This window comes from Micromonospora sp. NPDC000668 (assembly GCF_042897975.1).
Lineage (GTDB): Bacteria > Actinomycetota > Actinomycetes > Mycobacteriales > Micromonosporaceae > Micromonospora.
Genome location: NZ_JBIAYP010000001.1, coordinates 379,596 through 398,631 on the forward strand (window position 1 = coordinate 379,596; position 19,036 = coordinate 398,631).

19 protein-coding genes are annotated in these 19,036 nt (G+C 72.3%); 7 read left to right on the forward strand and 12 right to left on the reverse strand.

Going from position 1 to position 19,036, the window contains the following annotated elements; genetic code table 11:
* Positions 1–44: 44 nt before the first annotated feature.
* From ACFY29_RS01785 to ACFY29_RS01795, 3 genes are all read right to left on the reverse strand, one after another.
* On the reverse strand, positions 45–599 hold the full coding sequence (locus ACFY29_RS01785; protein WP_386982531.1) for a hypothetical protein: 555 nt from the start codon (positions 597–599) through the stop codon (positions 45–47).
* Positions 600–693: 94 nt separating this feature from the next.
* Positions 694–948, reverse strand: coding sequence for a hypothetical protein (locus ACFY29_RS01790; RefSeq protein ID WP_386982533.1), 255 nt, complete (start codon positions 946–948; stop codon positions 694–696).
* On the reverse strand, positions 945–1,175 hold the full coding sequence (locus ACFY29_RS01795; RefSeq protein WP_328415948.1) for a DivIVA domain-containing protein: 231 nt from the start codon (positions 1,173–1,175) through the stop codon (positions 945–947). The genes ACFY29_RS01790 and ACFY29_RS01795 overlap by 4 nt, the downstream gene beginning before the upstream one ends.
* 170 nt (positions 1,176–1,345) lie before the next feature.
* On the opposite strand from ACFY29_RS01795, the gene ACFY29_RS01800 reads away from it, so the two are divergent.
* Genes ACFY29_RS01800 through ACFY29_RS01810 form a run of 3 tightly spaced genes read left to right on the forward strand, consistent with a single transcriptional unit; the run spans position 1,346 to position 3,345 of the window.
* Positions 1,346–2,233 carry a helix-turn-helix domain-containing protein gene (locus ACFY29_RS01800; RefSeq protein WP_386984597.1) on the forward strand — a complete coding sequence of 296 codons (888 nt, stop codon included), beginning with the start codon at positions 1,346–1,348 and terminating at the stop codon, positions 2,231–2,233.
* Positions 2,226–2,435 carry a DUF397 domain-containing protein gene (locus ACFY29_RS01805; protein ID WP_386982535.1) on the forward strand — a complete coding sequence of 70 codons (210 nt, stop codon included), beginning with the start codon at positions 2,226–2,228 and terminating at the stop codon, positions 2,433–2,435. Before ACFY29_RS01800 ends, ACFY29_RS01805 begins: the two co-directional genes overlap by 8 nt.
* Positions 2,428–3,345, forward strand: coding sequence for a GNAT family N-acetyltransferase (locus tag ACFY29_RS01810; RefSeq protein WP_386982537.1), 918 nt, complete (start codon positions 2,428–2,430; stop codon positions 3,343–3,345). Before ACFY29_RS01805 ends, ACFY29_RS01810 begins: the two co-directional genes overlap by 8 nt.
* Positions 3,346–4,108: 763 nt before the next feature.
* On the opposite strand, the gene ACFY29_RS01815 is transcribed toward ACFY29_RS01810, so the two are convergent.
* The 3 genes from ACFY29_RS01815 to ACFY29_RS01825 form a co-directional block, all read right to left on the reverse strand.
* Entirely contained in the window at positions 4,109–4,870 is a 762-nt protein-coding gene (locus ACFY29_RS01815) for a maleylpyruvate isomerase family mycothiol-dependent enzyme (protein WP_386982539.1), read from the reverse strand.
* Positions 4,871–4,976: 106 nt separating this feature from the next.
* On the reverse strand, positions 4,977–5,579 hold the full coding sequence (locus tag ACFY29_RS01820) for a dihydrofolate reductase family protein (RefSeq protein WP_386982541.1): 603 nt from the start codon (positions 5,577–5,579) through the stop codon (positions 4,977–4,979).
* Between the two features lie 160 nt (positions 5,580–5,739).
* Complete coding sequence (locus ACFY29_RS01825) at positions 5,740–7,023, reverse strand: SGNH/GDSL hydrolase family protein (RefSeq protein WP_386982543.1); 1,284 nt, start codon at positions 7,021–7,023, stop codon at positions 5,740–5,742.
* Positions 7,024–7,219: 196 nt separating this feature from the next.
* On the opposite strand from ACFY29_RS01825, the gene ACFY29_RS01830 reads away from it, so the two are divergent.
* The gene (locus tag ACFY29_RS01830) at positions 7,220–10,513 is read left to right on the forward strand and encodes a BTAD domain-containing putative transcriptional regulator (RefSeq protein WP_386982545.1); all 3,294 of its coding nucleotides are present in this window, start codon (positions 7,220–7,222) and stop codon (positions 10,511–10,513) included.
* 23 nt (positions 10,514–10,536) lie between these two features.
* Here the strand turns inward: ACFY29_RS01830 and ACFY29_RS01835 are convergent, their stop codons facing one another.
* A complete protein-coding gene (locus ACFY29_RS01835; protein WP_386982547.1) occupies positions 10,537–11,019 on the reverse strand; it encodes an SRPBCC family protein in 483 nt (160 codons plus the stop codon).
* Positions 11,016–11,378, reverse strand: a complete 363-nt coding sequence (locus ACFY29_RS01840) for an ArsR/SmtB family transcription factor (protein WP_386982549.1) — start codon at positions 11,376–11,378, stop codon at positions 11,016–11,018. The genes ACFY29_RS01835 and ACFY29_RS01840 overlap by 4 nt, the downstream gene beginning before the upstream one ends.
* 141 nt (positions 11,379–11,519) lie before the next feature.
* On the opposite strand from ACFY29_RS01840, the gene ACFY29_RS01845 reads away from it, so the two are divergent.
* Positions 11,520–12,497 (forward strand): aldo/keto reductase, encoded by a 978-nt coding sequence (locus ACFY29_RS01845; protein WP_386982551.1) that lies wholly within the window; start codon positions 11,520–11,522, stop codon positions 12,495–12,497.
* Between the two features lie 63 nt (positions 12,498–12,560).
* Here the strand turns inward: ACFY29_RS01845 and ACFY29_RS01850 are convergent, their stop codons facing one another.
* From ACFY29_RS01850 to ACFY29_RS01860, 3 genes are read right to left on the reverse strand one after another with little or no spacing between them, the layout of a single operon-like run.
* Positions 12,561–13,304, reverse strand: a complete 744-nt coding sequence (locus ACFY29_RS01850; protein WP_386982553.1) for a YqjF family protein — start codon at positions 13,302–13,304, stop codon at positions 12,561–12,563.
* A 19-nt stretch (positions 13,305–13,323) separates the two neighbouring features.
* The gene (locus ACFY29_RS01855; protein WP_386982555.1) at positions 13,324–14,481 is read right to left on the reverse strand and encodes a winged helix DNA-binding domain-containing protein; all 1,158 of its coding nucleotides are present in this window, start codon (positions 14,479–14,481) and stop codon (positions 13,324–13,326) included.
* On the reverse strand, positions 14,478–15,611 hold the full coding sequence (locus ACFY29_RS01860; protein ID WP_386982557.1) for an epoxide hydrolase family protein: 1,134 nt from the start codon (positions 15,609–15,611) through the stop codon (positions 14,478–14,480). The genes ACFY29_RS01855 and ACFY29_RS01860 overlap by 4 nt, the downstream gene beginning before the upstream one ends.
* A 62-nt stretch (positions 15,612–15,673) precedes the next feature.
* On the opposite strand from ACFY29_RS01860, the gene ACFY29_RS01865 reads away from it, so the two are divergent.
* Together ACFY29_RS01865 and ACFY29_RS01870 are read left to right on the forward strand one after the other, a co-directional pair.
* Entirely contained in the window at positions 15,674–16,642 is a 969-nt protein-coding gene (locus ACFY29_RS01865; protein ID WP_386982559.1) for a helix-turn-helix transcriptional regulator, read from the forward strand.
* A gap of 147 nt (positions 16,643–16,789) precedes the next feature.
* Positions 16,790–17,251, forward strand: coding sequence for a DUF5709 domain-containing protein (locus ACFY29_RS01870; protein ID WP_355613000.1), 462 nt, complete (start codon positions 16,790–16,792; stop codon positions 17,249–17,251).
* Between the two features lie 57 nt (positions 17,252–17,308).
* Here the strand turns inward: ACFY29_RS01870 and ACFY29_RS01875 are convergent, their stop codons facing one another.
* Positions 17,309–18,889 carry a DHA2 family efflux MFS transporter permease subunit gene (locus ACFY29_RS01875; protein WP_328415918.1) on the reverse strand — a complete coding sequence of 527 codons (1,581 nt, stop codon included), beginning with the start codon at positions 18,887–18,889 and terminating at the stop codon, positions 17,309–17,311.
* Positions 18,890–19,036: the final 147 nt, after the last annotated feature.

Genomic DNA, 19,036 nt, shown 5'->3' on the forward strand with positions numbered 1-19,036 from the left:
TCGGTGACACCCAGAACTCTGTCGGGTCCCGCTTACGATTCGCTTCAGGTGCCCTTACCCGCGTCCGTAACCGGGTCGGTCAGCGGGATGGGCAACGCCTGCGCGGCCGCCGTGCCGCCACCGACCGAGTGCGCCGGCGCGGGACGGTCGCCGGTGCGGCTGTGCAGTCGCCCGCGTCCGGCCGGCCCGGCGCGCCGGGTCACCTCGCAGGTCACCATCCGCACCGGCGGTGGCGGCGCGGTGAAACGGCCCACTCCCCACCGCACCCAGATCGGGATGCGGCCGGCATCCGCCTCCGCCCGCAGCTTCTGCACCGTACGGGCCCGGTCGGTGTGGTCGACCTCGATCACCACCGGCGGGCCGTCGGGGCGGGCGCACGCCACGTCGAGGACGGAGTGCCGCTGCTCCAGCGGCGGTGGCAACGGCAGGACGCTGGGGGCACGCCGGTAGACCCGCCAGCCCTGGGCCTCGGCCCACCGCACCACCGACTCGATCACCCTCGCGGTGACCTCGTCGGTGTCCAGGTCGACGAAGGTCAGGTCGTCCAGCCAGCGGCCCAGGTCGGCGGCCAACCGCTCGCCCTCCGCCATGACCTCCACCGGCGCAGGATAACGCCTGAGCCGGTGGAGGTCGCGGTCGCGCCGAGGTGCCGGCTGACCAAGGCGGCGGTGGCCGGCCCGTCAGCGACCACGTTCAGCAACGCAAGCGACGCGAGCAGGGGCCGTCATGGTCGGCACGGAGCAGGCAGCGGCGGCGGCCGCCGGGCAGCAGGAGGTCGCAGAAGACGCGGTGGCGCAGGAACTGCTGATCTTCTTCGGACACCGTGGTCTCCCCCGGGTCCGTCATCGGCAGCGGGGTCAGCCAGCGGCCGATGACCCGGGCCAGGCGCTGCGCGGCGGCCAGGTCGGAGGCGACGACCGGCAGATGGACGACGTACCGCCGGCTCATCGCCGCCGACCCTGCGCGAGCCGCAGCCGCGCGACCTCCCGGCGACTCTCGGCGAGGGCCGCGTGCAGCGCGGCCATGTCGACGGCGACGCGGTCGAGCCAGGCGTACACCTCGGCGGGGTCGAGGCCGCGACGCCCGAGCCGGGCGGCCGGGAAGCGGCGCTCGCCCACCTGCCACGGCAGCAGGCCGGGGTACGTCGAGTGTGGTCGTTGGTGACGGATACTCACGTCGGGCCGCCTTCCTGGTCGCCTGTGGTCATCCTGTGACCGTGCGCAGCGAAGACGCAACTTCCTACACCGCAATTTCCCTGTTGTGCATTGACTTTCTTTCCTGCACCGCGTACGTGTTGCGAGAACGCGTAACGCAGCGTTGCGACATGGAATCAGGGAGTGTGCGGATGGCCGAGGACATCGGATCGACCGTGCCGCGTCGGCAGCTCGGGCGGCTGCTGCGGCAGTACCGCAACGAGGCCGGGGTGACGCTCGACGCCGCCGCGGAGGCGTTGGAGTACAGCCGACAGAAGATCTGGCGCATCGAGTGCGGCACCGGCTCGGTCCGGGTGCTCGACGTCAAGGCGATGTGCGACCTGTACGGGGTCTCCCCGGAGATGACCGAGGCGATGCGCGGGCTCGCCGTCGAGACGAAGTCCAAGGGTTGGTGGCACGCCTACGGCGACGCGGTGCCGAGCTGGTTCGAGCTGTACGTGGGCCTGGAATCCGCCGCGTCCCGCCTGAGGGGGTACGACGAATCGCTGATCCCCGGGATCTTGCAGACGCGGGGATACGCCGATGCTCTCTTCCGCCTGGGACGGATGCTCAGCGACGACGAGCGAGAGCAGGCCGTCGAGGTGCGGCTACAGCGGCAGGCGTTGCTCACCCGCCGGCTTCCCGCTGCTCCCCGGCTTGAGGCGGTGTTGTCCGAGGCGGTGCTCCGTCGCACGGTCGGCGGTCAGGCCACAATGGCAACGCAGCTCGACCACCTCCTGAAGCTGGCGGAACTGCCGACCGTGTCCGTCCGCGTGCTGCCGCTGGCGGCCGGCCCACAACCCGGGGCGGTCGCCGGAACCTTCATGATCCTGGACTTTCCGCCCGGCAATGGCGGCCGGGCCGTGCCGGAACCATCGGTCGTCTACAGCGAGTCGCTGACCGGTGCGCTGTACCTCGACAAGCCCGACGAGTTGGCCGGCTACGAACGAGTGTGGCGAGGACTGGATTCGCTCTCGCTTCACGAGGCAGAATCGAAAGACATGATCAAAAGGATCACCGGGGAGATACGGCATGACTGACCTGACCGGCGCCGTCTGGCGCAAGAGCACCCGCAGCGGCGACAACGGCGGCGCCTGCGTCGAGGTCGCCACCAACCTCCCCGGCGTCGTCGCCGTGCGCGACAGCAAGCACCCCGCCGGTCCGTCGCTCACCTTCACCCCGGACGCCTGGGCGGCGTTCGTCGTGGCGGTCAGCGCCCCGGGAAGGCATTCGATTGGCTGACCGCCAGGCTCCGGTCGCCGACCGGGACGTCCGGATCGTGCCCGCCAACGAGGCGTCGTGGGACGACCTCCAGGAGATTCTCGGCAGCGCCGACGCGGGCCGGTGCCAGTGCCAGTGGTTCAAGGTCCCGGGCTGGCTGTGGCGGGCATCCACCCCAGAGGGGCGCGTCGCGTCGTTCCGGGAGAAGACGAGCTGTGGCGAGCCGGATGCCCCGACCACCAGTGGACTGGTCGCGTACCTCGAGGACCACCCGGCGGGCTGGGTGGCGGTGGAGCCGCGGACGGCGTACCCGAAGCTGCGCAACCAGCGGGTTCCCTGGCTCGGCCGCGACGAGGACAGGGACGACGACGGGGTCTGGGCGGTGACCTGCCTGGTGGTCCGCAAGGGCTTCCGGGGTCGCGGCCTCACCTATCTCCTGGCCCGCGCCGCGGTCGACTTCGCGCGGGAGCGCGGCGCCCGGTCACTGGAGGCGTACCCGATGCTCGCCGAGGCGGGCAAGCAGATCACCTGGGGTGAGGCGCACGTGGGGGTGCGGCAGATCTTCGAGGACGCCGGGTTCAAGGAGGTCAGCCACCCCACCCTGCGGCGGGTCGTGATGCGGATCGACTTCGCGACGACGCGGGGCCAGCGGCATCACGTTCACCGGACCACGACCACCCCCGCCGGTCCGCTCCCCGTCGACCAGCGGGACCGGGGTCAACGCCGCCGCCACCCCCAGCGACGCGGGCCGGCCGAGCCTTGTGACGTCGCCTTTTCCCGGACCACCATCTCGGCCGCCACGCGCAGCGTCAGGGCGGGCTGCTCGCCGGCCGGCCCCAGCAGCTCCACCAGTCGGATGCCGAGCCCCAGCACCATCTCGGCGCGGTCGAAGTCGCGGATCAGCGCCAGGCACTGTGCGTACACCCCGTAGGTGTTGGCCATCTCCCAGAGGCTGAGCGGGCGCAGCGGGTCGAGCAGCCCCTGGCGCAGCTCGCAGGCCCGCGACGCGGCGAGCGCCGCCTCCCGGATGCTGTCGTCCGAGGCGGGCCGCGTGACGGCCCGGTGCAGCAACGAGGTCGCCTGGTTGTGGTAGGCCGTGCCCATCGCCTCCCTGGTACGCGGCCCGGCAGAGGGCGGAGAGCCGGTGAGCAGCCCCACCGCCACAGCCCGCTCCACCAACTCCAGCCGCGTGGTGGGCTGCCCGGCGGCGAACGCGACCTCGGCCAGGTCCACCAGCGCGGTGATCAGCTCCGCGAGCGCCTCGTCCCGTGGCGGGTCGGCCACGTTCCCACCCTCGGCTGCCACCGCGTCGTTCACCCGCTCGAAGAGCGTGACCGCCTCACCGCCGGGGGCCATCCCGTCGGCGGCCCGACCACGCGCGGACAGCAGCATCCCGCGCCGCCACAGTGCCCGGGCCAACTGCTGCTGATCGCGCCGGTCCATCCGACCCGGACCCTGCACGGCCTGCCGGTAGGCGTCGATGACCTGAATCCACAGCCGGTCCGCTTCCGCCCAGGTGTCCTGCCGCGTCGAGTGCTCCCGCGCCCGCTCGAACAGCCTTTCCCGCTCGTCCGGTCCCATCTCCCGCACCGCCCTCCGGGATAGCCACCCGTGACGCCCTCGCCGCTAACAGTGAACATCATCGATTCTATGGCGGCGGCGGCACACCCGGCTTCACTCCGGGCAGCGAGTCTTCACTGGGTTGCGGTCACGATGCAGCGGCGCAACGGGGCCATCGCCTCGGGTGGGCCATCGACGGTGACGCCGCTCGTCTCGCCGGCCAACTCCCGGCCCCACAGCCAGCGCAGCAGCGCCGTGGGCGGGCCGCTCACGGTCACGTCGGCGGCGTCGGCCGCGCCGTCGATCACGCGGAGCAGCCCCGGCCCGGTACGCACCGACCACGCCCCACCGTCGGTGCGCACCGTGTACGTCCAGCCCGGCGAGTCGGCCAGGATCTCGCTGAAGGCGCTGGCCCACTCGGCCACCGAATACTCCACGAACACTTTGAGCAGCTCGTCGATGCCGTCAACGGCGAGGTCGTCCGGAACGGGCGCGATCGGCGCACCGACGCCCAACTCGGCGTCGATGCGGTGGATGACCGTCTCCTGCGCCATCCGTCGGATCCAGAACCCGACGGTCTGGCCCGGCGCGTACCAGGAGCCAGCCCGGTCCTGCGGCTCGTGGGCCGCGAACTCGGCCAGCAGCCCGGCGTACGCCCGGTCGAGCAGCGCCATCGGCTCCTCGGCCGCAAGGTCCGCGGGCGGCCACGGCTCGGGCTCGGCACCCTCGCGAATGGCCAGGGTCTTGTGGAGGTAGACCTCGCCGACATGGTGGGTCAGGTCGGCGACACTCCAACCGGGGCAACTGGGCACCGCCGCGGTGGGGTCGATGGAGGCGACGGCGCGCAGCCGGGCGAAGTCGTCCGTGAGGCAGCCGAGGAATCGGGAAGGCTCCATGCCGGACAGTTCAGCACACGGTACGGATTCGTAGGGGGCACCACCCGCCCGGACCAGGCGGGACAGGCGGACGGGCGGCCCGGTCCGGGCCGCCCGTCCGAGTTGATCAGGCCGTCGAGCGTACCCGGTAGGCCAGGTGGGTGACCCCGGTGCCCTCGACGACGCTGATCGGCCCGTCCAGCTGGAGCGGCGCGATCTTCAGGTCGGCGAAGAGCGGGATACCGTCACCGAGCAGGACCGGGACGAGGTCGACGTGCACCTCGTCGAGCAGGCCGGCTTGGATCACCTGGGTCGCGATCGTGCCGCCGTTGACCCCGACCTCCTTGTCGCCGGCGATCGTCTTCGCCCGCTCGATGGCGCTCTCGATGCCGTCGGTGACGAAGACGAACGAGTCGTTCTCCGGTTCCCAACCGTCCGGCACGCTGTGCGTGACGACCACGACGGGCACGTCCAACGGATGCCGGCCGCCCCACCCGTTGGTCATGTCGAAGAGCCGTCGACCGACGACCAGCGCCCCGGTCCGCTCGGTGAGATCGCGGATGTGTCGCGCGCTCACGGCGGAGGTCCGGAACGTCAGTTCGGGGGTGGCCGTCAGCGTCTCGACGTCGCCGTTCTCGTACCACTGGAACAGGTACTCGAAGCCCCCGTGGGACGGGTCCGCGATGTAGCCGTCCAACGACATCGTCGCCCCGGTCGTCACCTTCGTCATCGGTCCACTCCTTGGTCTCGGTCGGCCCGGCGCACCCGGCCCTCATCCTGTGGTCGAAGCCGGCACCCCGGTGCTCGACACACCGCCCGACATTCTTTTCCGCCCAGGTCCAACCGACGATCAGCGCGCGTCCAGGTCCCCTCGGTGCCGTGACACGGGCTCAGCGGATCTGCGCGGCGACGGCGACGGCGGCAGCGGTCGCCCCGGTGTCGTTGAGGTGCAGGTGGTCGCCGTGGTCGTACGCCGGGCGCAGGGCGTCCGGGTCGGCCGGGTCGGCGAGAATCCGGTCGAGGTCGACGACCGCGTCGTACTCGCCACTGGTCCGGATCCAGTGGTTCAGCTCGTCTCGGAGCGCTTCCTTGTCCGGGGTGTCGTAACCCGTCGCGTTCTTGAGCGGCGGCATCGTGACGCCGATGACGGTGACCCCGCGTGCCCGGGCGGCCTGGATCAGTGCCCGATGGCCGTTGACGAGCTGGCCGGCGGTCACCACCGGCGAGGCGCCGCAGCCGAAGTCAGGGTAGCCGCCGGCACCGATGTCGTTGATGCCGATCAGGACGACCGCCGTCCGTACGCCGGGCTGCCCGAGTACGTCGTGCCGGAACCGGCTGACGCCCCGCTCGCCGTAACAGGGCGAGTCGGCGAGCAGTTTGTTCCCGCTGATCCCGGCGTTCACCACGGCGAGCGGGCGACCGGTGGCGACCAGTCGTTCGGCCAACTGGTCCGGGTAGCGGTTGTCGGCACCGGGAGTGGAGCCGTAGCCGTCGGTCTGCGAGTCGCCGAACGTCACCACCGTGCCCCGGGTACGCGGCGAGCCGGCCACGTCGACTCCGGCAAGGTGGTACCAGGACTGGCTGGTCTCACCGGCGAAGGCGGCGGAGTGCGGATCGAAACGGTGGTCGCCCGGGGCGCGGTAGGTGGTGGTGAGCCCGCTCTGGTGGAAGGTCGCCGGGCCGGTCGGTCCGGCGAAGTACAGCGTCACGGTCAGTGCTTCCAGCGCCCGTACCGGCAGGAGCACCGGGTCGGACGTCTTCTCCGTACCGGCCGCCAGGGTGGTCGACAACCGGCGGTCGAAGGTGACCGGACGCAGCGTGCCGAGCTGCACCGCCGCCCCGGACGTGGGCCGGCCGACGGTGGCACCGGTCAGCCGCAGTGGCTGGCTCCCGTACCGGTTGGACAGCCGGATCCGTAGCAGGGAACCGGCGGCGCTGACCCGGACCACCTGTCGTACCGACTGGTTGGTGAAGCCCGGGACGGACCAGTTCGGACCGTCCCAGTCGTTGCCCGGCACCGGATGGTGGTGGGCCGCCGACCAGGCCGCCGACCAGCCGGCGGTGGTGTGGCGCTGGGCGGGCTCCGAGGCGGTCGCGACGCCGGCAGGGATGGCGGGTACCAGCAGGAACAGGGCAACGAGTGCGGTGAGGAGGCGGCGTGGCGACGACGACACGGGAATGTCCCTTCGGGAGTGGGCGGGTGATCCGGCCGGGGTGCCCGGATCGGGGCGGTCGGCCGGTGTGCGTCCACCCTGCGCGGTGGGCTTTACGGTTTCTTTACGGTGACCTGCCGCAGGGCGAGCGAGGACGGGGATCATGGGCCGCGCGCCGGTACCCGCGGCGCAGCTCAGAGGCCGTATCCTGGCCGCCATGCGGTTCGGGGTGCTGGGCCCGTTGACGGTGTGGACCGCAGGCGGCGCCGTGGTCGCCGTCCCGGGGCTGAAGGTCCGGGCCCTGCTCGCCGCGTTGCTGCTGCACGAGGGGCAACCGGTGCCAGCGGATCGGCTCGTCGACTACCTGTGGGGCGACGCTCCGCCAGCAAACGCCGCCGGCGCCCTGTCCGCCAAGGTCTCGCAGTTGCGCCGGGTGCTGGCGGACGCCGAGTCCGGAGGTCGAGAGCTGGTGCGATCACCGCCGCCCGGCTACCGGATCATGGTCGATCGCGACGAGGTGGACGCTGGCCGCTTCCACCAGCTCGTGTCGCAGGCTCGCAGCGAGCAGGATGTCCGGTCCAGGGTCGCGCTGTTCTCGACGGCACTGGCGCTGTGGCGGGGGCCGGCCTTCGCCGACTTCCACGACGAGCCGTTCACCCGGGCCGCGGCCGCCGCCCTGGAGGAGCAACGGCTCGTCGCCACGGAGGACTGCCTCGAAGCCCGACTGGCGCTGGGCGAGCACGCCGTGGCCGCCGGTGAACTCGGCGACCTGCTGGCCCGGCAGCCACTGCGGGAACGCGCACGCGCGCTCCACATGCTCGCCCTGTACCGGGCCGGGCGGCAGTTCGAGGCGCTGAGCAGCTACGAGGAGCTGCGCGTCCAGCTCCGTGACGACCTGGGGTTGGATCCGGGCCCGGAGGTCGGGGCGCTGCACCGGGCCATCCTCACCCACGATCCGGAGCTGTCCGCACCGCCCGTACCGGCCAGCTCGGTCATCCCGGTGGCGGCGCCGCCCGCCACGGTGCGAACGAACCTGCCGGCCGCGCTGACCGAGCTGATCGGCCGCGAGGACGCGGTCGACGAGCTGGGGCTGGCGCTGGAGCACAACCGTCTGGTCACCCTCACCGGCATTGGCGGGGTCGGCAAGACCCGGCTCGCCGTGGAGGTCGCCCGCGCCCGGACGCCGACATGCCCGGACGGCGCGTCGTTCGTCGAGCTGGCTGGCCTGGACCGGTCCGACGCGCCGGAGACGCTGGACACGCTGGCCGACCTGGTGCTGGCCGTGCTCGACGTGCGGGACGCCGCCGAGCCGGGCGCACCGGTCACGTCGGTCGACCGCCTCACCCGTGTCCTGAGCGACCGACGGCTGCTGCTGGTCCTGGACAACTGCGAGCACCTGGTGGACCCGGTCGCGGAGCTGACCGCCCTGCTGCTGCGGGCGGCACCGGGGCTGCACGTGCTGGCGACCAGCCGGGAGCCCCTCGGCCTGGCCGGGGAGGTGGTCTGGGCCGTCCCGCCGCTGCCGGTGCCCGATCCCGCCGTCGGAACGGACCTGGCCGCCCTGGAGCGGTCCGGTGCGGTCCGGCTCTTCGTCGCCCGGGCATCTGCGGCGGATCGTGGCTTCGTGCTCGGTGCGCAGAACGCGGTGGCTGTCGCCACGCTGTGTCGTCGGCTGGACGGGATCCCGCTGGCACTCGAACTGGCCGCCACCCAGGTCCGCGGGCTGGGCGTAACCGGCCTGGTCGGCGGGCTCGACGACAGGTTCCGGCTGCTGAGCGCCCGGCACCGGGGCGTACCGCCTCGGCAACGGACGCTGCTGGCGATGCTGGACTGGAGCTGGCAGCTGCTCAGCGAGCCGGAACGGGTGGTGTTGCGGCGGCTGGCCGCGTACGCCGACGGCGGTCGGATCGACGCGGTACAAGCGGTCTGCGCGCCCGACGGCGTGCCCGCCGCGAGCGTCGCCGATCTGCTGGCCCGCCTCGTCGACCAGTCGCTGGTCGTCGTCGCGCCACGCGACGGCGTCCCGCACTATCGGCTGCTGGAATCCGTCGCCGCCTACGGCCTGGGCCAGATGGACGCCGCCGGCGAGCTGCGCCACATCCGCGAACGGGCCCACCGCTACCACGCCGATCTGGCCGAGCAGGCGCACGACGAGCTGCACGGCCATGGCCAACGACGGTGGCTGCGGCGACTCGACGCCGAATCCGCCAATCTGCGCGGGGCGCTGGACGCGGCGGTGCGCCAGCATGACGGCGACCTCGCGCTGCGACTGGCCAATGCGCTGAGCTGGTACTGGTTTCTGCGGGGCCGGTTCGCCGAGGCCGGACGCTGGCTCGGGGCAGCGCTGGGCTGCCCGCCGGCCGGCGCCACCGCCGCCCAGGCCGCCCGGGCCACGGCCTGGCACCTGGGCTTCTCGCTCCTGTCAGGCGACGTGGCGGACTGGCCGGCGCGCCACCGCGCGGCCATCCAGCGGTACGAGGAGGTCGACGACCCGCACGGCCGAGCCCGGGCCGAGTGGTTCCTCGCCTACTCGGAGATCGACCTCGGTGCGGTGGCGGACACCGGTGCCCTGCTCGACCGCGTCCTGGCCGACGTGCGACTGCTGGGAGACGAGTGGGGGGTGGCCGCCACGCTGAGCCTGCGGACCAAGCACGCGCACATCCGGGGAGACGGGGCGGCGGTGGCGCAGGACGGGGCGGAGAGCGCGGCGCAGTTCCGTCGGCTCGGCGATCGGTGGGGGCTGTTGCAGGTCACGGAGTGGCTCGGCGCCCAGGCGGCCATGTCCGGCGACTACGAGCGGGCGAGCCAGCTGTACCGGGAAGGGCTGCGCGTCGCGGAGGACCTTGGGCTCTGGTTCGAGATGTCCGGCCAGCTCTGCTGGCTCGGCTGGGTGGCGCTGCAGCGGGGGGACTACCCGGCGGCGCGGCAGCTCTGCGGGCGTGGGCTGCGGCTGGCCACCGAGCAGGGTTCACCGCTCGGCATCGTGTTCGCGGAGCTGTGTCTCGCCGCCGCGGCGCGGCGGGAGGGCAGCCTCGACACCGCGGAAGCCCACCTGCGGAATCTGTTGGAAGCCGCCGAGCGGCAGCAGGACGGGCCAGGGCGGCCCCTGTACCTGACCGGGGTCCTGGTCGAGCTGGGGTACGTGGCCGAGCTGCGTGGCGACCTGACGACGGCAACGGCCTGGCACCTGCGTGCCGCCGATGTCGCCCGGGAACTCGGTGCCGACCAGGACCTGGCGCAGGTCCTGGTCGGCCTGGCCGCTGCCGGTGCCGGTGGCGACCGCCCACAGGACGCTGCCCGGCTGCTCGGTGCGGCTGCGGCAGCGCGTGAGGCGACGGCACTGGCGCTGACGCCGGCCGACCGGGCCGACGTCGAGCGGGCAACCGCGACGGCCAGCGCGAGGCTGGGTGACGACGACTTCGCCGCCGCCCACGAGCAGGGGCGGCGGCTGTCGAGCGAGGAGATCCGCCACCTCGTGCACCGGTCGGGGCCGGCAGCCCTACGCCGCTAGGCCTTCGCGGCGGCGTGCGCCAATCAGTGGGACCTCATGAGGTCGACCAGCTGGTCCAGCGCAGCGCCCCAGCCCTCGTGGAAGCCCATCTCCTCGTGCGACTTCTTCGCCGACGCGTCGGCGTGGATCGCGATGGCGGTGTACCTCGTGCCGGCACCCGCCGGCTCCATCCGGACGACCGCGGTGAACGGGAAGCCGTCCGCGGAGACCTGCGGGCGGAAACCGGGGCCGAGGCCGGAGGTGAAGACCAGCGTCCTGCCCTCTTCCGCCACCAGGATGCAGCCGCTGCTCGGGTACTCCTCGCCCTCCGGCGAGCGCATGGTGGTGTCGAACCTGCCACCGGGCTGCAGGTCGATCTCGCAGGCGATGGTCGACCAGGGTTTCGGCGTGAACCACTGCATGAGCAGCTCGGGGGTGGTCCAGGCCCGCCAGACCAGCTCGGGCGCCACGTCGACGGTCCGCTCCAGGACGAGGTCGAGCTCCGGGTTCACGGTGTAGACGGTCATTGCTGCTGCTCCTTCAGGTCGTAGAGAAGCGAATCGAGTTGGTCGAGCCGCCGGGTCCACCGCGCGCGCTGCACGGCGAGCCAGGTGTCGAGGCGTTCGAGCGGCTGGGGCGCGAGCCGGTAGGTGCGCACCCGGCCCTTCTTTTCCGACGTCACCAGGCCGGAGCGCTCAAGAACGTTCAGGTGCTGGGTGAACGACGGCAGTGCCATGTCAAACGGGCGAGCCAGGTCGCTGGTCGTGGCCGGCCCCTGGCCGAGGCGCTCGACGACCTGGCGGCGGGTGGGGTCGGACAGCGCGTGGAACACGCCGTCCAGAGCGGCATCGATCGGGCCGCTCTCCTCCCGCACATGCTTAGCCATGTGCCTAACTATGACGTCGCACATCACTTAGGTCAAGCCCTAAGTGATGACGCCGCGGCCAGCCGCCGGCCACCGAAGATCCATCGAGGCTCGCAGCTCGGCAGTTCGCAGGAGATCGGAACCGGTCGTAGCGTAGGGCGCATGCGAACCACCACGCTGGGCAGTGCGGGCCCCGAGGTCGGCGTCATCGGTCTCGGGTGCATGGGCATGAGCCACGGGTACGACATCACCGGCCCCCGGGACGACGACACGTCGGTCTCCGTCATCCGACAGGCGCTGGACCTGGGCGCCACCCTGATCGACACGTCGGACGTATATGGGCCGTACACCAACGAGGAGCTGGTCGGCCGGGCGTTGGCCGGCGGCCACCGGGAGCGGGCCGTCCTGGCCACCAAGGTCGGGCTGGTGGTCACCTCCCCCACCGGTGGCCCCGGCAACTCGCCGACCATCGGCAACAACGGCCGCCCGGAGCACATCCGCGCGGCGATCGACGACAGCCTGCGCCGGCTCGGCACCGACCACGTCGACCTCTACCAGTTGCACCGGGTCGACCCCAACGTGCCGATCGAGGAGTCCTGGGGTGCGATGGCGGAGGTCGTGGCGGCGGGCAAGGCCCGACAGCTCGGCCTGTCCGAGGTGACGGTGGCCCAGATCGTGCGGGCCCAGGCGGTGCACCCGGTGGCGTCGGTGCAGTCGGAGCTGTCGCTGTGGACGCGCGACCCGTTGACCGAGGTGCTGCCGTACTGCGCCCAGCAGGGCATCGCCTTCCTGCCGTTCTCCCCGCTGGGCCGAGGCTTCCTCGCCGGCCGGTTCACCTCGTTCGACGATCTGCCCACCGACGACTTCCGGCGTGGCCTGCCGCGATTCCAGCAGGACGCGCTGCGCGTCAATCTCGCCATCGTCGGCCGGGTCCGCGAGATCGCCGATCGGGCCGGGGTCAGCCCCGCGCAGGTCGCCCTCGCGTGGGTGGTCGCCCAGGACCGCTACATCATCCCGATCCCCGGCACCAAGACCCCGAAGTACCTGGTGGACAACAGCGCGGCCGGCGACGTGCGGCTCAGCGCCGAGGACCTGGCCGACCTCGACGCCCTGCCCTCGCCCGAAGGCAGCCGTTACTGAGGCTCGACGCCTCGTCACGGACCGGCCGGCGGGACCGGGGAGCGGGCAACGGCCCGCCCCCGGTCAGCCGGGCCGGCGCGCGGTGACCGGCGGGCCGAACTGCACCCCGACGCCGGGGGAATACAGCACGCTGACCGGCGGCCCGGCCGGCGCCGGCAGCCCGGCCGCGGTGACCAGTTCGTCGTCCAGGTGCAGCAGCTCGGCCCGGTGCAACGGCCAGCGCGGGTGCCAGTTCGGCAGGTGCAGCGTGCGCCCGTACGCCCGGGTGTGCAGCCCCCAGCGGGCGGTGACGAAGTGCTCCAGCGGCGTCGGGTCGGCGATCCGCTCCCCCACCCGGACCGCCATCCGGCTCGTCGCCCCGGCCGGGCCGGGCCAGCGGCGTCGGCACCGATAGGTGAGCCGGTCACCGTCGCGGTCCAGGCGCATCGACGACCACAGGTACGGCAGCCGCAGCGTCGCCCGGGCGACCAGCACCGGGACCAGCCGGGACGCGTCGAGCGACCGGAACACCACCGCACGCCGGCCGGTGTCGTCGACCGAGTAGAGCCGGACGTTGGTCTCCCAGAAGGTGCCGAAGTACGGCACCCCCGGACCCCGGCCGAGGCCCAGCCCGACCATCCGGAAGCCGATCAGGCCGACGTAGCTGACACCGTCCAGGGTGTCCGGTCGGGTGCCGGCCGGCAGCAGCGCCCCGACGAGCTCCGGCGCGACGGGCCAGTGCAGGAAGGTGAGATCCTCCCAGCGCTGCCGCAGGATGGCCCGGGGGAACGTCTGCTGGGGCTCGCAGTCGACCGGCTCGATGTCCACCCCGTCATCCTGCCCTGGCTCACGCGTGCGGACCGACAGCCACCGCGCCGATGGTCAGCGACGGAGTGCCTTCCAGGATCTGGCCGACCCGCTCGACCTGCTCCTCCAACGCCTCCCGTTGGCCGGCGCCGAGCGCCCGCAACGGCTCGACCGTGACCTGGATGGTGCGGCCGGAACGACGGTGGTGCCACACCCCGGCGACCGTGCCGTCGACCAGCAGCACCGGGTAGTTGCCGGCCTGCCCACGGGCCAGTGCCCGCTCGGCGGCCGCCCCTGGGAAGAGCAGTTCGCGCGGGTGGCAACCCACGGTGTACGCGTCGAAGTAGGGCAGCAACCGCAACCCGGTCGGCCGGTCGTCCGGGAAGTCGGTGTCACCGGCCGCCACCCACGCCCGCGTGCCCGCCACCGTCACGGCCGCCAGGTCCAGTGACTCGAACAGCTTCACCGCCCACGGCGCGGGTACCGCCAGCCACCGGGCGAACTGCGCCGGGGTGGCCGGCCCATACGAGTACAGGTAGCGCCGGACGAGGTCGGCCAGCGCGGCCGGGCCGTCCATCGGGGCGAACCCGGGCAACCAGCGGGCCGGGCTGGTGTACGTGGTGGCGCGGGCGCGGTTGGGGCCGAAGCAGATGGCCCCGCTCCGGGTTGCGGCCCCCATGGCGGCGATCCACCGGGGCCACTTGTCCTGGAACGCGTCGATCACCCGCTCGCCGGCCCAGGGACCGGTGCGAGCGACCACCTGCTCGGTCAACTCGGCGGTGGTCAGCTCGGCCTCGGCCAGGGCGTCGGCGATGGCCCCGATCACCTGCGCGGTCTGCTCGGTGGTCAGCAGGTTCTTCTCGTGCGCTGGGATCGGCAGCGCCGACAGCGCGCCGGTCCACATCGGCAGGTCGGCGGCGGCGAGCAGGTGCACGGTCCCGCGCTGCCCGCGGCTCTTGACCACGGTGCGGTCCGTCCACACTGCCTGGCGCACCAGGGTACGGGTGGCACCCGGGACCCGTAGCCCGACGGACAACTCGGCGGCGGCGGCGACCTGGGCATGCGCCCCGCACATCACGGACACCACGGCGGCGACCGCGTCGGCGGCCGGCTCGGATCCCGCCTCGGTCGACCCCGCCGTGAGCGCGTGCCGCTCCAGGCGCCGGGCGCACACCTGCGCCCAGCTCACGTCGGTCATCGCAGGCCCGCGAAGAAGGCACGGATGTCTGCCGCGTGCGCCAACGGCTCATCCATGGCCACGAAGTGGCTGCCCGGGTTGCCCTCCGGCCAGTGGACGATGGTGTTGTCCTGCTCAGCGAGGCGCCGCATCAGCGCGGACCCGCCGCCGTACACGCCGGACGGCACCCGCTGCTGTCCCCTGGGCCAGGCGAACCCGCCGTCGTCAGCCAGCGTGAGACGCTCGTACATGGGCCACGAGGACGACCCCGACGTGCCGGTGAACCAGTAGAGGCTCACGTTGGTGAGCAGGTGGTCCCGGTCGATGGCCTGCTCGGGGGTCGGAACCGTCATGGTGAACTCCTTGAACTTCTGCATCATCCAGGCCAGCAGCCCGACCGGCGAGTCGGTCCAGGCGTACGAGAAGGTCTGTGGCGCGGCCCGCAGCAGCGCGTGATGGTCCACGCCGCCGCTCATCCACTGCTGCATCTGCTCCCACTCGGCGCGTTCCGCCTCGGTCATGCTTGGTATGTCGGCGGCGGTCGGGAAGCCGAACCCGCCGTTGATGTGCACGCCCACCACCTGCTCCGGCGCCACCGTCGCCACCTCCGGCGCGATGTACGCACCGAGGTCGCCGCCCTGGGTGCCGTAGCGGTGGTAGCCGAGGCGGGTCATCAGCTCGGCCCACATCCGGGCGACCCGGTCGACCGTGAACCCGTCCGGTGGCGCCTGCGAGAAACCGTAGCCGGGCACCGACGGCACGACCACGTGAAACGCCTGTGCCGGGTCCGCACCATGGGCACGCGGGTCGGTCAGCGGGCCGATCAGCTCGGTGAACTCGACCACGGAGTTCGGCCAGCCGTGCGTCAGCAGCAACGGCAGCGCGTCCGGCTCCGGCGAGCGGACGTGCAGCAGGTGCACGTCCAGCCCGTCGATCTCGGTGACGAGTTGCGGGAACTCGTTCAGCCGCGCCTCCTGCGCCCGCCAGTCGTAACCGTTCGCCCAGTACTCGGCCAGCTCGCGGAGGTAGTCCACCGGCACCCCCCGGCTCCAACCGGTGCCGGGCAACGAGCGCGGCCACCGGGTGCGGGAGAGCCGGTCGCGCAGGTCGTCGAGGTCCGATTGCGGGATGTCGATGCGAAATGGCGTCATGCCGGCCACGCTACGGCCCATGTAGGTCAGGTTCTGACACACATGGCTGGCATTCTGGAGCCATGTCCGACACCCCCGCCCGGCTGCTGGGCCTGCTGTCGTTGTTGCAGACCCCGCGCGAGTGGCCCGGCAGCGAACTGGCCACCCGGCTCGGCGTCAGCCTGCGCACCATCCGCCGCGACGTGGAGCGGCTGCGCGACCTCGGCTACCCGGTGCAGGCCACGATGGGCGCGATCGGCGGGTACCGCCTGGTCGCCGGCACGGCGATGCCGCCGCTGCTGCTCGACGACGAGGAGGCGGTGGCGATCGCGGTTGGCCTGCGTACCGCCGCCGGTCACGCGGTGGTCGGCATCGAGGAGGCCTCGGTGCGGGCGCTGGCGAAGCTCGAACAGGTGCTGCCGTCCCGGCTGCGCCACCGCGTCAGCGCGCTGGGGGCGGCCACCGAACCGCTGCTCACCTGGGGCCGGCCGACGGTCGACCCCGAGCACCTGAGCGCGCTGGCCGCCGCCGTCACCAACCGCGAACAACTGCGGTTCACCTACCGCCGGCGCGACGGCGTCGGCGGCGAGCGGCTGGTCGAGCCGTACAAGCTGGTGTCGGCGGGCCGCCGCTGGTACCTGGTGGGCTACGACAACGACCGGGGCGACTGGCGGATGTTCCGGGTCGATCGGATCAGCGCGCAGCGGACCACCCGGACGCGTGTCCCGCCCCGCCCGCTGCCGGCCACCGACGCCGCGGCGTTCGTGACGGAGAAGCTGCTGGAGCTCACGCCCGTCTACCGGGCGGTGGTGATCCTGCACGCACCGGTCGAGCGGATGGCCGGCCCGCTCGGCGGCTCCCCGGTCGACCTGGAGCCGATCGACGCCGCCAGTTGCCGGCTGCGCAGCCACGCCGACACCCTGGACTGGCTGGCGTGGCGCCTGCTGACCCTGGGCTGCGAGTTCGAGGTGCACGAGCCACCGGAGCTGATCGCGTACCTCCGCGAGATCGGCGGCCGGGCGACCCGCGCGGCCGGCTCGCAGCCCGGGTAGGCGTGGTGGAGCTGCTGGAACGCTGATCCGTTCCGCGCGTCGTACCCCGAGGTCCGCCAGCCGTGCCCGGCCGGCCCTCGGGATGCGGTGCCGGCGGGCGGTCATAGGCTGGTCCCATCGCTGCACCGTGACGAAGAGGAGACCACCGTGAGCCAGACCGAGCGGATGGATTCCGTCGAGGAGTGGAACGTGGCCGAGGACGACGGAGTCCTGGACGCCTCCGACACCCTGGACGACGACCGCGTCAGCGACCCACTCGACACCGGCATCATCGCCGAGGACCACTGGACGGCCGCGAACCGGTTCGGCACCACGCCCGCCGAGGAGCGGGCGGGCGAGTCCTTGGAGCAGCACCTCGCCCAGGAGGAACCGGACCTCGACCCGTACGCCGAGGGCGGCGACGACGAGGACGAGCTGACCCGCCGGGGGTACGAGCGCGAGGCGCGCGCGGGTCGTCTCGTCGCCTACGACGAGGGCCTTGGCGAGGACGAGGAGGCCGAGTCGGTGGCGTGGGACGCCGGGATCGACGCGGGCGCCGCCAGCGCGGAGGAAGCCGCGATCCACCTGGTCGAGGACCCTGACGGGCCCGGGGACGGCCCGCTTCGCTGAGCGCCGACCGCCGCGCTCAGCACCACGAGGGGCGCTGAGCGCGGCGGGCGGGGTCGATCAGTGGATGACGACGGGTGCCTTGGCCAGCTCGCCCTGGTCGTCGAGCGGCTGCGCCGGCTGGCGCCGGCGCGGCAGCAGGGCAGCCGGGATGAAGGTGAGCAGCACCAGCGCGAACGCGACCCAGAACGTGGTGGCGAACGACTTGGCGGCGAAGTCGAGCCCGCGCTCGATGAGCGACGGGTCCACCGGCATCTGCTGGAGCAGCTCCGGCCGCTGCTGGGAGGCGATGGCCAGCCCGGCCTCAGTGACCGGTTCACCGCTCGGGTCCACCAGCCCGGGGATCGGCCGGGAGCCGTTCAGCTCGTTGGTGAGGATCACCGACATCACCGCGGCGCCGATCGACCCGCCGATCTGCTGGAGGATGTTGACCAGCGTCGAGCCGCGAGCCACGTCGTGGGCCTGCAACGTCCGCAGCGCCGACGTCATGATCGGCATCATCGTGCCGCCCATGCCCAGGCCCATCACGAACAACGAGCCGCCGAGCAGCCAGTACGAGGTCTGCGGGTCGACCTGGGTGAAGGTGAAGAACCCGGCGACGATGAGCGCCAGCGCGAACGGAACCGTGCGACCGATGGGCACCCGGTCGGCCAGCGTGCCGGCGATCGGCATGGTGATCATCGCGCCGATGCCCTGCGGCGCCATCAGCAGACCGGCCGCCAGCGTCGTCTCGCCGCGCACCTGCAGGAAGTAGCTCGGGAACAGCAGGCCGGCGCCCATGAACGCGATGATGAAGACGAACAGCGTCAGCGAGGCGATGGTCAGGTTGCGGTTGGTGAACAGCCGCAGGTCGAGCAGCGGGTGCCGGGGCTTGAAGGAGTAGAGCACGAACGCCACCACCAGCGCGGCGCCGACCAGCATGGGAGCCCACACCTTGGTCTCGGCGAAGGTGCCCGTCTCCGGCAGTGACGAGATGCCGTAGAGGAAGAGGGCGAGCCCCGGCGAGAGCATCAGCATGCCGACGAAGTCGAACGACTCCGACGGCTCGGGGGCGTCCTTCGGCAGCGCCATCTGCGCGTAGATCAGCGCGACGACGCCGATCGGCAGGTTGATCAGGAAGATCCAGTGCCAGCTCGCGGCGTCGATCAGCCAGCCACCGAGGATCGGGCCGCCGATCGGCCCGAGCAGCATCGGGATGCCGAGAACCGCCATCAACCGGCCGATCCGGTGCGGCCCGGCCGCCCGGGTCATGATGGTCATGCCCAGCGGCATGAGCATGCCGCCGCCGAGGCCCTGCAGGACGCGGTAGCCGATCAGCTCGCCGATCGTGTCGGCGGTGGCGCAGAGCCCGGACCCGATCGTGAACAGGGCCAGCGCCACCATGTAGAGGCGTTTGGTGCCGAACCGGTCGGCCGCCCACCCGCTGAGCGGGATCACTGTGGCCAACGCGAGGGTGTAAGCGGTCATCGTCCACGCGACGCGGGCGTAGGACGCGTCGAACTCGCTCTGGAAGGTGGGCAGCGCCACGCTGACCACCGTCACGTCGAGGATCGACATGATCGCGCCGAGGACCACGACGCCGGCCACCTTGAGCACCGCGGCGTCGAGCTTGTCCGATGTCGCGACGGATTGCTGTGTCACAAACTCTCCTGAAGTCGGTTGAGCCGCCGAATGGTGGGTGGTGGCGGCGGTGCCGCGCCAACCAGGCGCGGGACGCGACGCACCGAGGCGACGACGCGCGCAGGCAGACTAACCGGCAGCACCGACGGTTCGCCGCCGGTTTTACGA

Coding starts and splice junctions, on each gene's coding strand:
- ACFY29_RS01790 (WP_386982533.1), bottom strand. CDS start 948: ATGAGCCGGCGGTACGTCGTCCATCTGCCGGTCGTCGCCTCCGACCTG.
- ACFY29_RS01800 (WP_386984597.1), top strand. CDS start 1,346: ATGGCCGAGGACATCGGATCGACCGTGCCGCGTCGGCAGCTCGGGCGG.
- ACFY29_RS01805 (WP_386982535.1), top strand. CDS start 2,226: ATGACTGACCTGACCGGCGCCGTCTGGCGCAAGAGCACCCGCAGCGGC.
- ACFY29_RS01815 (WP_386982539.1), bottom strand. CDS start 4,870: ATGGAGCCTTCCCGATTCCTCGGCTGCCTCACGGACGACTTCGCCCGG.
- ACFY29_RS01820 (WP_386982541.1), bottom strand. CDS start 5,579: ATGACGAAGGTGACGACCGGGGCGACGATGTCGTTGGACGGCTACATC.
- ACFY29_RS01830 (WP_386982545.1), top strand. CDS start 7,220: ATGCGGTTCGGGGTGCTGGGCCCGTTGACGGTGTGGACCGCAGGCGGC.
- ACFY29_RS01835 (WP_386982547.1), bottom strand. CDS start 11,019: ATGACCGTCTACACCGTGAACCCGGAGCTCGACCTCGTCCTGGAGCGG.
- ACFY29_RS01840 (WP_386982549.1), bottom strand. CDS start 11,378: ATGGCTAAGCATGTGCGGGAGGAGAGCGGCCCGATCGATGCCGCTCTG.
- ACFY29_RS01845 (WP_386982551.1), top strand. CDS start 11,520: ATGCGAACCACCACGCTGGGCAGTGCGGGCCCCGAGGTCGGCGTCATC.
- ACFY29_RS01855 (WP_386982555.1), bottom strand. CDS start 14,481: ATGACCGACGTGAGCTGGGCGCAGGTGTGCGCCCGGCGCCTGGAGCGG.
- ACFY29_RS01860 (WP_386982557.1), bottom strand. CDS start 15,611: ATGACGCCATTTCGCATCGACATCCCGCAATCGGACCTCGACGACCTG.
- ACFY29_RS01865 (WP_386982559.1), top strand. CDS start 15,674: ATGTCCGACACCCCCGCCCGGCTGCTGGGCCTGCTGTCGTTGTTGCAG.